Source organism: Enterococcus sp. 125944 (genome assembly GCF_051909435.1).
Lineage (GTDB): Bacteria > Bacillota > Bacilli > Lactobacillales > Enterococcaceae > Enterococcus_D > Enterococcus_D gallinarum.
This window is the reverse complement of the sequence record NZ_JBQASY010000007.1, coordinates 1-12538: the sequence shown is the minus strand read 5'-3', so window position 1 is coordinate 12538 and position 12538 is coordinate 1. Positions and strand designations below refer to the sequence as shown.

The window sequence follows — 12538 nt, the reverse complement described above, 5'->3', positions numbered from 1 at the left end:
ACTTTTGCTGGAAGAATTCAATCAAACGAAGGAATTTATCAAAAAAAAGAAACGATAGCCATCTAGCAGATCGCTATCGTTTAAAAGATCAATGAGTCAATTAGAGCGGTAAAATCATGAATAGTCCGGCTGCCAATGCTGCACCGATAAAAGGTCCAATGATTGGTACAAACGCATATCCCCAGTCAGATGTTCCTTTATTTTTGATGGGCAAAATTTGATGGGCGATCCGCGGACCTAAATCTCGAGCTGGGTTGATGGCATATCCTGTCGGTCCGCCTAAAGAAAGACCGATCGCCAAAATCAAGATTCCGACTACGATTGGGTTCAAGCCATCCGTAAAGGTATTTGCACCAAATGCCAACAAGCCAAATACTAAAACAAACGTACCGATCACTTCGGTCATCGTATTCGCGGCTAAGTTACGAACGGCAGGTCCAGTGGCAAATGTCCCTAAAATAGCGCCTTGATCTTCTGTTTCATCCCATAACGGCAAGTAATTGAGCCAAACAAGAATTGCACCGACGATCCCGCCTGCTAACTGTGCCAACATGAAAGGTACCGCCAATCCCCAAGAAAAATTACCCGTCATTGCCATTCCCAACGTTACAGCAGGGTTCAGATGGGCAGGTCCCATGAAGCCAGAGGCATAAACAGCAATCGTCACAGCTGTTGCCCAGCCTGTCGCGATCACGATCCAGCCGGAAGCTTGTGCTTTACTCTTTTTAAGGTTGACTGCCGCACAAACACCATCCCCCAGTAAAACTAAAATTGCCGTTCCCAGAAATTCACTAAAGATTTGTGTTGCATCACTCATATCATTCTCCTCCTTTTAAGGCACTCAAATCTGATTCCGCAATTACTTGATCCAATTCTTCGGCATACATTTGCTTGTCTGCAGCTGTCCATTCAAAATAATCCGCCATTGCATCGATCACACCAACTTTGATCTGATCCAACGTATCTCGCATAAAGAGAACATGATTGGTTCGTCGCAATAAATAATCCACAGGGGTCAGAACCAGTTCTTCTTGCAAGGCATAATTCAATGCCGTGCTTTCTTTTTCATCCAGCCCCGCAAACGTGGTTTTATAGGTAAGGACTATCGGTAAGTTTGAACCGTAAAGATCGGCCAAGTATCGCGCATCTTCTGGGGAAAAACCGGCAGCTTCGGCGGTTTTCGCCAATTGCGCCAGTTCGTCCTCGACATTGGTCGGATCAATTTCGCCGCCAGATACCGGATAACGCGTGGAATCCACTAATTCAAACTGCTGCCCTTTTGCAGCCAGTAATTCATTGATTCGTTTGACGGCGCCTTCAGCCATTAACCGATAATCTGTAATCTTGCCTCCGGCCAGTGTCAACAGTCCGTCTTGAGACATTTCCAAGCTGCTGCCCCGAGAAACTTGTGAAGGATCCACACTGCTGGCTTCTAGACGTTCCTCTGCTTGTTTGATCGCCTTTTCGACTTGCGGGCGTTTGCGGTGATCGTCCAAATACGCTTCTACAGTTTGCACGATTTGATCAAAGCTTTCATCCGAAAGTTTGCTCTTAGCTCCGCCGTTGTAATCAGAACCGCCATTAGCCGTGATCAGCGGGCGTAACCCCGCCCAGCTAGCTTCAATATCATCCAGTTGGATCGCAGCTTCTGGAAAGCGATGGTTGATGATCTCTAAAAGATAATCGACGTCTTCTTGCGTAACAGTCGGATGGGCAAAATCGCCCGTGTAATCCGTATCTGTCGTACCAAAATACGTCTTGTTCTCCCTAGGAACCACAAAAACCATCCGACCATCATTCTTGCCAGTATCAAAATAAGTTGGCTGAGGTACTTTCAGCTTTTCACGATCCACCACTAAATGGACACCTTTGGTTGGGCGCATTTGCGGCGGTAAGTTATCATTGCTATCTAATTCTCGAACGATATCAGACCATGGTCCAGTGGTATTGATCACAACTTTCGCATGGATGGCGAATTGTTCTTTCGTTAATTGATTTTCTACTTGAACACCATTGATTTTTCCTTGTTCATCATGAAGCATACCGACAACTTTGGCTTTGCTGATCATTGCAGCACCATCTTGATGGGCCCGTTTGATATTTTCGATCACTAAACGGGCATCGTTGTTGCGGAAATCCAGATAGACTCCGCCTCCGGTCAAGTTCTCATGTTGCAGTTGCGGTTCTCGTTCCAATACTTCTTCTTTCGTCAACGTATAATTGGCATATTTACTATCTGTTACATTTGCCAGACGATCATACAAATCCATGGCAATCTTGACAGAAAAAAGATTGAAGGTTGCACCGGGCTCATCGTAGATAGGTAAAAGCATGGGATCTGGTTTAGGAATATGGGGAGCGATCTGTTGCACGATCGCTCGTTCCCTCACTGTATCTGCCACAACTTCGACATCAAATGTTTTCAAATAGCGGATGCCCCCATGAACCAGTTTCGTCGAACGAGAGGAGGTTCCTTCAGCAAAATCCTGCATTTCTACCAAAATCGTTTTCATGCCAGCAGCTGCCGTTTGCACGGCGACTCCAGCACCAGTGATTCCGCCACCAATGATCAATACATCATAGGTCGTATTTTTTGCTTCTGCTAGGGCTTGTTGCCGATCTTTATAAGAAAAAGTCATGGCTTACTCGCCTTCTTTCTTCACTTTGAATTTAAACATCTGAGTCGCTGCCACTGCTTGTTTCCATCCTTCATAAAGGTTCTCACGTTCATCAGCTGGCATTTCTGGTGTAAAGAGTTGACCATCTTCTGCCATTGCTTTCAATTCGTCGAGGTCTTTCCAGAAGCCGACGGCCAAGCCAGCTAAATAAGCCGCCCCCAGTGCTGTCGTTTCAAGATTGGCTGCCCGTTGTACTTCAATATCTAAGATATCTGCTTGGAATTGCATCAAAAGATCATTTTTAGCAGCCCCGCCATCCACTTTCAACAATGGAATATCGATCCCTGAATCTTTTTTCATGGTATCGATGACATCCTTCGATTGATAAGCGACAGCCTGCAAGGTCGCCCGCACGAAGTCTTCTTTCGTTGTCCCGCGAGTCAAGCCAAAAACTGCTCCCCGAGCATCAGAATCCCAATAAGGTGCACCTAATCCCGTAAAGGCTGGTACGACATAGACTTCATTGTCGCCAGTCGCTTTTGCCGCTAATTCTTCAGATTGCGGAGACGTCTCGATCATACGTAAGCCATCCCGCAACCATTGGATCGCTGAGCCGGCAACAAAAATACTACCTTCCAATGCGTAGTATACTTTACCATTGATTCCATAGCCGATCGTGGTCAACAGATCATTGTCGGATAATTGTGGTTCCTCTCCGGTATTCATAACGATAAACGCCCCTGTACCGTACGTATTTTTGATCATGCCTTTTTCAAAAGCCATTTGCCCAAAGAGAGCAGCCTGTTGGTCCCCTGCCATCCCAGCAATCGGTACTTCACTGCCATAAAAATGATAGCTGCGAGTATGGCCGTAAACTTCGGAGTTGCTTTTGACTTCCGGCAACATGGATGCTGGAATATTTAACAAATCCAAAATTTCTTGATCCCATTCTAAACGATGGATGTTATAAAGCATGGTCCGACTCGCATTGGAGTAATCCGTCACGTGGACTTGCCCATCTGTCAGTTTCCAGACAAGCCACGAATCAATGGTACCGAATAGTAGATCCCCATTCTCTGCTTTTTCTTGTGCACCTTCCACATTATCAAGCAGCCAGCGGATTTTCGTAGCAGAGAAGTAAGCATCGATCACTAACCCTGTCTTTTCATGGATCATGTCTGTATGTCCGTCGGCTTTCAATTGGTCAGCAATCGGAGAAGATTGGCGCGATTGCCAAACGATCGCATTGGCGATCGGTTGACCGGTATTTTTATCCCAAACAACTGTTGTTTCCCGTTGGTTGGTAATCCCGATTCCGGCGATTGCTTCAGGTCGAATCCCAGATTCGATAAAGGCTCCCGCGATAACCGATTGAACAGAGTTCCAGATTTCATTGGCATTGTGTTCTACCCAACCAGATTTTGGAAAATATTGGGGAAATTCCTTTTGCGAACTACCGACATTTTGTCCGTTGCGGTCAAAAATAATTGCTCTTGAGCTTGTAGTTCCTTGATCGATTGCCATAATATAGTTTTTCTCTGCCATGTTTCTCTCTCCTTTTAAATGGTTGATTTATTCTTTTGATACCGTTTTCTTACATTTATCTTACTCGAATTACCTGTAGTGATCTCGTCAACTTTTTAGAGATTTTCTAAGAAATTGACGAAATCTGGAAAAACGCCATTAGTTGAAGCGTTCGCGAATCATCTTTTTGATTTTTTCTCGATCGTAAGTCGTCCCTAACTCACTGATCCGATATGTAGGAATCGATGTTTCAATCGGATAATTCGTCAAGATCAGATCATAGTCTTGTTCTTTAGCATAGCGCTCAACGACGACCCCATTCAAATTTTTTAAGTACAGCAGCCACATATAAAAGACTGCCTCTTTGAAAAGTGCATCCATATTCAACGCGATGCCTACCCGAAATTCCCGATTGATTTGGTAATCAATGATCGTCAGGACACTCAAATATTTGACCATGGTCATCATATACAATGTATTTTCTTCTGATGCTTCCAGCTTCATTTCTTGTACAGCAGTATTCAATAAACGTTCACTGATCTGGCGAATATTACGACTTGAGAGTTTTGCTTCTAATTGCCAAATATTTTCTCGATCAAAAACTTCGACATCTCCTTTAAAAAAATACAAACGACTATGGATCTGAGAAAGATGAAAATAACAATTGGCTTCGATTTCTTGCGGGACAGCCGGTCGATACAAATGCAAGATATGTTCCAAGATCAGCGTATCGGTAAGTGCTGTCGGCGTAAATCGGGAGCGTTGCAGCATGTACTGGCGAAAATCTTGTTCAGAGAAAACGGAAAAGGAAAGCAAGAAAACAAAATGGAGCATCGCCTCTTCTTCACGAACTTCCAGTGCATAATGCCCAAAACTGCGAAAGACAAGTTCCCGCAGTTGCTGATACAATGGATCTTTCTCATAAAATGCCATGTTTTCCCGTAGTCTTTGAAACGATTGTCCGGACGCTTTCAAACGATACTTCATGATCTTCAGCCACAAACTGACCCGTTGCTGTGCTTCCTCGGTAAAGGTCAGATTGAGCCCACGAGCGATCAGTCCCACAAATTTTGTATCAATCGGTAATGGCTGACTCTTGAAAGAATTTAAGTACCAAAGCAGCTGAAAATAAAAATAGCGAATCTGAGCTTCTTCCCCCATGAGTTTCCCCTGCCAAATCTCTAATCCAAATTCTGCCAACACTTGATTCAATTCTTTGATTTTGCGAAACAGGGAGGATTCACTAATCATTAATTTTTGCGCTAACGGAATCGTGGCGATTTCTTGATTGATCAATACATGTTCCAGCACTTGAAATTTGATCGACGAGTGGTAGAACACATATTCAATCTGATTCAACGAGAACTCTGGGCTCGTTTCTAGAACTAATGATGAACCTTGATAAAAAAGATGGCATTGATCAGAATAAGGAGCTAAATATAGAAATAACTCATCAACATATTTTTCTAAGGATGGTTTGCTGATCCTAAGGTAAGCAGCCATCTCATGAAGCTCTAGTTCACCTCCAACTAGAAGCAGCTTTTTCAGTAGCTGTAATTGCTTGGCTTCTTTTTTTTCTAATAATTGTTCAAATTTCATTGGCAGCACTTCCTAAAGCAATCGCATTGGACAGTTCAAAGACATCAGTAAAATGAGGATGAAAAAAGAAATCTTTTTGCGCTAACTCTGACAATGTGCTCTCCTTTTCAATGGCAAATGCCAGCAGGTTGATTTTTTCTAAGAGATTGTACTTTGACAGTAACTGAGCGCCCAATACTTGCCCGCTTGTCTTGGCAATGATCAGTTTCCCGTGGATCGGTGTGTCATCTACTAATGAAGCTTTAGCGGTAAATTTTTTGACGGTAATTTCTTGTTCATAAAAGAAGCGATCTGATTCAGTCATTCCTGTACTAGCCAGATACCAGCCAAACAGATGGGTTCCCACTGTCCGTAAGCCGCCGCGAAAAGGTTCTTTTTTCTCTTGCAAATTATGCGCAGCAGCGATTCCGGAACGAACTGCATTGTTTACCAATGGCATATAAGCCGTATCCCGTGTAATTGGACTGTAGATCTGAATCAAGTCACCGACAGCAAAAATACCCTTTTCGGAAGTTTCCAAATAAGCATCCGTCCAAATCGTATGATCACTGTGCAAGCGCAGCTGCTGAAATGCTGGGTGCGGCCGCGGTCGGACATTGACGGTCGTCAATGCAAGCGCGCTGAGCAATGTCCGATTGGCGGTCTCCACTCGGAAGCCTGTTTCCGTGGATTCAATGGCAATGGTAGGTTCTGCCAGATAAAGCTGCAGATTTTTTATTTGTGCTAATTCATCTAAAAAAGGAGCCAGAAACGATTGATCAAAATATTTGAATAAAGGATACGTCATTGATTCCACTAGTTGGACTTGTTTTCCTAGCGCCGTTAATGTGTTGGCTGCTTCCATACCTGCTTGTCCAGCCCCAACGATCGTAATCGTTTCTGCCTGATCTAATTCCTGAATAAATTGCTTGGCAGCGCCGTAATCTTTATAGGTCAATGCGGCTTCATTCATCGGTAAGAGAATTTCTGATTCTTGTGCAGATCCTGCTGCTAAGATCAACCGATCATAAGCGATTCTGCGCTGATCTGTTTGAACGAAATGGTTCTTAGGATCAAGTTTCAACATTGTTTCTTGCAATGCTACTTGAATGTCCAGCTGCTCAAGCTGTTCCTTGGAGCAAAAGAATGCGTCTTGCAACGAAGGAATCTTGCCTTCTAAATACAGGAGCATCCCGCTGGGAATAAACCCGATATGGGCTTTTTTTTCAATCAATACGATTTCAGATTCTGGATAGATTTTGCGTGCTTCGATGGCGCAGCTGATCCCTCCGAATGAACCGCCGATGATCACGATTTTCATACACTCACCTCTTAGTCTAAGCTTAAATGAAACGCTCTCATTTGACGAGTAAAATGCTGTCAGCAACGAAAAAAAGCTACATACAAGTTTGCTTTATGCTAAACTGATGAAAAAAGCGAGGTGGAAGCTGTGGTCTTTTTCTATCAATTTTTACTGGGACTGATCTGTAGTGCGTTTGTAGCAGGATCCGCTTTTATTTTGCAGTGGTTGTCTTTATCCGGTGCTTTAGCAGCTGCCTTAAGTGGGACGATCATCATTGCTTTGGGACCTTGGTTCAGTATCTTTTTAGTTGGTTTCTTTTTTGCCAGCTCTGGGATCATCAATCACTTAAAGAAAAAAAACTCAGCCGATGATCTGGTGATCAAAGGTGCGCGCCGCGATGCCATCCAAGTGCTGGCTAATTTATCGCCTAGTTTATTGGCATTGATCGGTTACGCCTCTTTCAACAATGAGAACTATCTCTGGGCATTTATTGTCGGGATCGCTAGCTGTACCGCCGACACTTGGGGATCAGAGATCGGTGTTTTGAGCAAAAAGGCACCCCGAAATCTCTTAACGGGAAAAAAATTACCTGCGGGTCTTTCTGGCGGTGTCAGCCTCCTAGGTACCATTGCTTCTTTTGCGGGCAGCGGCGGTATCGTTTTACTTCTGGCGATCTGTCTCTGGCTCAGCGGCCAACCGCTCTCTTTGACAGCATTGATTTGGGTACTCTTGTTAGGATTTAGCGGTAGTATAATCGATAGTTTATTGGGAGCAACGATTCAAGTACGTTACCAATGCACGGTTTGTCATCAATTTACCGAACAAAAAAGTCATCACCAGCAGCCAACGAAAAAAGTGCATGGCTATGCTTTGATCACAAATGAAGCAGTCAACTTTCTTAGCAATCTAGCGATTGTCGGGATCGCATGTTTCTTTCCTAACTAAAAAAGTACTGCCAAAGGTGTGACCTTTGGCAGTACTTTTTTAACTAACATCAACCAACCGCAGCTTAGTGATATTTTTATAAACTGATAATTCTTCGATAACATCAGAGAAACTCAGCCCCCACGGTAAGTTGATCGTATAAATATTGGTATAGATCCGATAGTCTTCCATGAACTTCACATCAAAGTTGACATCTTCGATCACGATTTTTCGATCAAGAAAATACTCTGTCAAAAATTCCTTTGTTTCCGCACGATGAATGTATTGAATCTCCAATTTTTTGGCTGTCGGGACTCGCACAATTCGCTTGATCACCGTCAGTGCAAAAAAGATCCCGGCAAAACTAGTAATCGAAATCGCATAAAATCCCATGCCGATCGCAATCCCTAAGCCAGCAATCGCCCATAATGAAGCAGCTGTCGTCAATCCAGTTACCGAGCGTTTTGTCACGATAATCGTCCCGGCACCCAAAAAACCAACCCCACTTACCACTTGTGCGATCAATCGAGCTTCATCTGAACGAATGACCCCTGCGAGATCTGGATGATTCAACGCATCACGCATCGCCCCACTAGCGATCTCTACTTGGATCAGTGCAATGACACATGCTCCCATACAGACTAAAATATGGGTCCGTAATCCCGCTGGCCGACTTTTGTACTGTCGCTCAAAACCGATAGCGCCTCCCATGACCATTGCTAAAACGAGTCTAAGAATAATTTCTGGAATCGATAAGACCATATCAACCATTGAAACACCCCTTTTCAACTATACCATCTATTTTTAAAAATGAAAAAAGGAAGGTCCAAATTCCGCAACCCATCTTTAAGCTGTATTCCATGAAAAATAAAAAAAACCGAAGAATCATCGAAAATACCAACTTTTCATCCGACTGGATGAAATGGGGAAGTAGCTGGTTTTTCCGATGTTCATTCGGATTTTGTCGATTAGATTGGACGCTCTGCCAACTAATTGATGTTAAAGATTGGCTGCCGCTGCTTCATCCACGATGACTGTGACATCTGGATGATTTTGCAAAGCAGATGCAGGCAGATCCGTCGTTACCGGACCTTCAATCATCCCTTGGATTGCGTCCGCTTTAGCTGGTCCAAAGGCCATCAAAATAATTTTTTTACCTTTCAAAATTGAACCGATACCCATTGAGATTGCAGTAGTGGGTACATCTTCTACCTTGTCAAAATAGCGTTTGTTGGCATTGATCGTTGATTCAGTCAAATCAACGACTGATGTTGTGCCATCAAAAGATGCCCCAGGTTCATTGAAGCCAATGTGACCGTTCTGACCAATTCCTAAGATTTGGATGTCAACTGGATGTTCCGCGATCACTTCATCGTATCGTTTGCATTCCGCTTGCAAATCTTCGGCTTTTCCATTCGGTACAAAGGTTTCCTTGAATGGTTTTTTGTCAAATAAATGAGCATTCATAAAGTGGCGATAACTTTGATCATCTTCGCCGCCAAGTCCGACATATTCATCTAAATTAACAGAAGTCATGTTTGAAAAATCGACATCGCTAGCTGTCATCTCTGCATACAATGTTTCTGGCGTACTGCCTGTCGCCAATCCAAGAACTTTAGCGCCGTTTTCAACGCCTTGCTGAATCAATTCAAATGCCTTTTTTCCACCTTCAGCTGCATCTTTCACGCGAATAATTTCCATGATACGCTCCTCATTTCGTTTTGGTATAGTCCAATGATACCACACTCTCATTTTTTTGACAAGAATTAGTCTAGACCATAACAAAAAAACAGCTGCATATTTCATGCAGCTGTTTTTGCTGATTACCAGTTTGTGTAAACGTCGATTCCGCTGTGACCAACGCCTGTATCATAGACTTTGTAGGCACCCAAAGAAGATTGCCCTGTTGAGCCTTTGGCTTGATTGTCACTAGCTACAACGATATAACCATCTGCATCACGGATCGTTCCGTCAGCGGCAACATGTCGGCCAGGAATATTTAAGCCGCCACCAGCTAATACTTTTTGTGAATAATAAGATTCTCTGACACCATTATAGTAATTGATACCGTCCACTGGATTCAAGACTCCTGAACCAGTACTTGGTGTACTTGCAGCGCTAGTGCTAGCAGCGTTTGATTGTGTAGCTGCCGGCGCAGTTTCAGTTTGCGCTTGCGCTGTTTCTGTCGTTTCTTGCGCGCGTGTCATCGGTTGTGCATCACTAAAAATCAGCAATGTTTCGCCATCAAAAATCAAATTAGGGTCTTGAATGGATTCATTCAATGCTAAAAGGTCATCCACTGTCGTACCATATTCAGTTGCTAATCCTGACAGTGTGTCTCCTGGAGCAACCACATGGGTTTGTTCCTCTGCAGATGCAACAGTGCCTCCGATAAATAAACCTAGTCCTGCAACAGCTGTGAATACAAATTTTTTCAAATGAAAAAACCTCTCTTTTTGTGTATTTGTACCTCTCCCCAGGCACAAATAAAAGATTAACATTACAATATTGCAAAATGATTTCAATTCTATTTTCTTCTATCACAATTCCTCGACAGAAAATTACAGCTATATTTTCATGTAAACAATCAAAAACTTACAATAGTGTTATCTTTTTCAATGAAATTTTTAAGCTAGTCCGTGTTATAGTCGTCTCAGCAAAAAAGAAATGAGGGTTAATTATGAAAAAAATGATGCTTGCTCTTCTTGTAGTCGCACTTGGTGTAGGAGGCTATTTTAGTTATAAATACTATTCTGAGACCTATCAAGGAGTCACTGCCTATGCACGCACACCAAAAGAAACACCTGAAAGGAAACAAACAGTAGACGGTTCAGGAAAAAAAATCGAAGGCTATTCTTCTTATAAATATACGTTTGAATTTGTTAAAGAAAATGGCGAAAGACAAGAAATGACCTATGAATTGTCTGGTGAAGATATCCAGCCTTATGCTCCTAACACACTAGTTAAAGCAGAGATCAGTCAAAAACGTATCATCTCCGGACCGAATGAGGTCGCTGAAAAAGATGTGCCAGCTGATGTATTAAAAAAATTAAATGCACAAAAATAACATTTTTCATTGATAAAATTGATTTTTTTCAAAAACCAAAAACTTCTGAACTCAAGAGTAACTGTCTTCTCCACTCTGCTTTCAGGAGTTTTTTTATTTATACATTGTTTTAATAATAATATTCAACCCCTCTTATAACCTTATTGTGACGGGGTTTATCAAGGTGCATTCCTCCGTGACAGAAAATCACCGCAATTTTCCTCAGTCTGTAAACCAAGATTTCATTTCTTAAGCAAAAACAATCATGCCTAATGCTCGAACCATTGAAATAACAAATCCTACTGTTGACCTCTGAATAAAAATTTGCTAAATTATTTTCTGCCTTTTGGTAATTTTTTTTTAGAAGTGTGAACATGCCTTTTGTTGTATATTTTTTTCTTTCTTTATTAATCATTTATATCCCTTTTCCCACAGCACTTTTGTTCTTTCAACAGCTTGCCGAACAACATGATACCATCACTGCTTTAAACAAACTATTATTACTTTTTTTTGTCCTACTCGATTATTACATCAGCTATCACCTACTAAAAAGATGCCAAGTAAAAGCGAGTAGTTATCTTATCTTGATTCTCATGAATCTTGGTGAATTACTCGTACATATCTACCTTTACCAGCGTTACGGAACTGTCAATTTAACGATTATCTTACTTTTTCAACTCTTTCTATTGTTCTGTATGTTTGTTTTTCCTTGCTTCAAAAAATTTAGATGTTACATATTTGAATAAACAAAGGTTTATTGATTACTTGATGAGTAGTGAAGAAACTTTTAGTTCCAGTAGTTTCTTCACTTTTTTGTTTTAACAGTTGTTTGAAAAAATTGGCCCTCTTGATTGCCGAGGAATAATCGAAAAAAAGAGTTCGATAACTTGTGGGACTGAATTATCTTTTACTAATAGGCCTAAAGCCCTATATATTTTTAGAAAGTTATAATTTAAACTAATCTAAAAAGGATGTGTGAATATGTTAAAAGTATTAATCTTTTGCATAGCCGTAGCTATAATCATTGCCCTGTATTCGAATAAAAATCGCTCGAAGAAATAGAAGTTCTTTCTATTTCTTTTTTATTTCGTCGGATAGTGAAATTATTTATTTCGATTTTCTTTGGCATTATTTTTTCACATTGAAAATAAAGTATGATATGCTGTTCAAAAGGAGTGAGCACTTTGAAAAGAAAAACTAGTTTCTACCTTTACCTGCTAGCCGCTTGTGTAAACTTTATAGCAGCTTTTTTATTTTTAGCTTCAATTGGTGCCATTCCAAAAATTGCAGGGCTTTTATTTTTTGCGAGCTTTTGTGTCCACCTAATACGAGCAATTAAACTTAAAAAATCTGAAAAGCAAAACTGAATCTGATTTCATCTCGTTAGTTGCCTGATTTGGTGAATAACTGATTAAGTATCAATTTTTTTTGATACGCCGATTGTAAAATTAAGCTAGACAACTAAAAAAGTCATTTGTGCTACACTCAAAATAGTTCCGACCAAAGAATTATAAGGAGTGAGTACAAATGACCTATACCCATCTT

Annotated in this window: 12 protein-coding genes; 4 read left to right on the top strand and 8 right to left on the bottom strand. The window is 41.6% G+C overall.

Translation table 11 applies throughout. The annotated features are described in order from the left end of the window. Positions 1-100: 100 nt before the first annotated feature. The 5 genes from ACTFWY_RS07790 to ACTFWY_RS07770 all read right to left on the bottom strand — a co-directional run bounded on the left by ACTFWY_RS07790 (position 101) and on the right by ACTFWY_RS07770 (position 7041). Positions 101-817 carry an MIP/aquaporin family protein gene (locus ACTFWY_RS07790; protein ID WP_349703895.1) on the bottom strand — a complete coding sequence of 239 codons (717 nt, stop codon included), beginning with the start codon at positions 815-817 and terminating at the stop codon, positions 101-103. A gap of 1 nt (position 818) precedes the next feature. Then, positions 819-2639: a type 1 glycerol-3-phosphate oxidase gene (glpO, locus tag ACTFWY_RS07785; RefSeq protein ID WP_349703894.1), complete on the bottom strand. Its 1821-nt coding sequence runs from the start codon at positions 2637-2639 to the stop codon at positions 819-821. A gap of 3 nt (positions 2640-2642) precedes the next feature. Further along, on the bottom strand, positions 2643-4163 hold the full coding sequence (gene glpK / locus ACTFWY_RS07780) for a glycerol kinase GlpK (RefSeq protein ID WP_003127402.1): 1521 nt from the start codon (positions 4161-4163) through the stop codon (positions 2643-2645). Between the two features lie 138 nt (positions 4164-4301). After that, positions 4302-5741 (bottom strand): helix-turn-helix domain-containing protein, encoded by a 1440-nt coding sequence (locus ACTFWY_RS07775; RefSeq protein ID WP_208774663.1) that lies wholly within the window; start codon positions 5739-5741, stop codon positions 4302-4304. Continuing rightward, positions 5731-7041, bottom strand: a complete 1311-nt coding sequence (locus ACTFWY_RS07770; RefSeq protein WP_138371576.1) for an NAD(P)/FAD-dependent oxidoreductase — start codon at positions 7039-7041, stop codon at positions 5731-5733. Before ACTFWY_RS07770 ends, ACTFWY_RS07775 begins: the two co-directional genes overlap by 11 nt. A 129-nt stretch (positions 7042-7170) precedes the next feature. Here ACTFWY_RS07770 and ACTFWY_RS07765 point away from each other — a divergent pair, with 129 nt between their 5' ends. Continuing rightward, positions 7171-7968 (top strand): DUF92 domain-containing protein, encoded by a 798-nt coding sequence (locus tag ACTFWY_RS07765; RefSeq protein WP_103300579.1) that lies wholly within the window; start codon positions 7171-7173, stop codon positions 7966-7968. A 39-nt stretch (positions 7969-8007) separates the two neighbouring features. On the opposite strand, the gene ACTFWY_RS07760 is transcribed toward ACTFWY_RS07765, so the two are convergent. From ACTFWY_RS07760 to ACTFWY_RS07750, 3 genes are all read right to left on the bottom strand, one after another. After that, the gene (locus ACTFWY_RS07760; protein WP_005471648.1) at positions 8008-8718 is read right to left on the bottom strand and encodes an MgtC/SapB family protein; all 711 of its coding nucleotides are present in this window, start codon (positions 8716-8718) and stop codon (positions 8008-8010) included. 228 nt (positions 8719-8946) lie between these two features. Further along, entirely contained in the window at positions 8947-9648 is a 702-nt protein-coding gene (gene nagB / locus ACTFWY_RS07755) for a glucosamine-6-phosphate deaminase (RefSeq protein ID WP_003127396.1), read from the bottom strand. 122 nt (positions 9649-9770) lie between these two features. Next, on the bottom strand, positions 9771-10385 hold the full coding sequence (locus ACTFWY_RS07750; protein ID WP_005471646.1) for a LysM peptidoglycan-binding domain-containing protein: 615 nt from the start codon (positions 10383-10385) through the stop codon (positions 9771-9773). 242 nt (positions 10386-10627) lie between these two features. On the opposite strand from ACTFWY_RS07750, the gene ACTFWY_RS07745 reads away from it, so the two are divergent. The 3 genes from ACTFWY_RS07745 (at position 10628) to ACTFWY_RS07735 (ending at position 12360) form a co-directional block, all read left to right on the top strand. After that, positions 10628-11014, top strand: coding sequence for a YxeA family protein (locus ACTFWY_RS07745; RefSeq protein WP_003127394.1), 387 nt, complete (start codon positions 10628-10630; stop codon positions 11012-11014). Positions 11015-11367: 353 nt separating this feature from the next. Then, on the top strand, positions 11368-11739 hold the full coding sequence (locus tag ACTFWY_RS07740; protein ID WP_103300577.1) for a hypothetical protein: 372 nt from the start codon (positions 11368-11370) through the stop codon (positions 11737-11739). Positions 11740-12177: 438 nt separating this feature from the next. Further along, a complete protein-coding gene (locus ACTFWY_RS07735) occupies positions 12178-12360 on the top strand; it encodes a hypothetical protein (RefSeq protein WP_029487242.1) in 183 nt (60 codons plus the stop codon). Positions 12361-12538: the final 178 nt, after the last annotated feature.

What these genes read in the sequence shown, in the direction of transcription:
- ACTFWY_RS07790 (WP_349703895.1), bottom strand. Translation starts at nt 817, where the DNA reads ATGAGTGATGCAACACAAATCTTTAGTGAATTTCTGGGAACGGCAATT.
- glpO (WP_349703894.1), bottom strand. Translation starts at nt 2,639, where the DNA reads ATGACTTTTTCTTATAAAGATCGGCAACAAGCCCTAGCAGAAGCAAAA.
- glpK (WP_003127402.1), bottom strand. Translation starts at nt 4,163, where the DNA reads ATGGCAGAGAAAAACTATATTATGGCAATCGATCAAGGAACTACAAGC.
- ACTFWY_RS07775 (WP_208774663.1), bottom strand. Translation starts at nt 5,741, where the DNA reads ATGAAATTTGAACAATTATTAGAAAAAAAAGAAGCCAAGCAATTACAG.
- ACTFWY_RS07770 (WP_138371576.1), bottom strand. Translation starts at nt 7,041, where the DNA reads ATGAAAATCGTGATCATCGGCGGTTCATTCGGAGGGATCAGCTGCGCC.
- ACTFWY_RS07760 (WP_005471648.1), bottom strand. Translation starts at nt 8,718, where the DNA reads ATGGTTGATATGGTCTTATCGATTCCAGAAATTATTCTTAGACTCGTT.
- nagB (WP_003127396.1), bottom strand. Translation starts at nt 9,648, where the DNA reads ATGGAAATTATTCGCGTGAAAGATGCAGCTGAAGGTGGAAAAAAGGCA.
- ACTFWY_RS07745 (WP_003127394.1), top strand. Translation starts at nt 10,628, where the DNA reads ATGAAAAAAATGATGCTTGCTCTTCTTGTAGTCGCACTTGGTGTAGGA.
- ACTFWY_RS07740 (WP_103300577.1), top strand. Translation starts at nt 11,368, where the DNA reads ATGCCTTTTGTTGTATATTTTTTTCTTTCTTTATTAATCATTTATATC.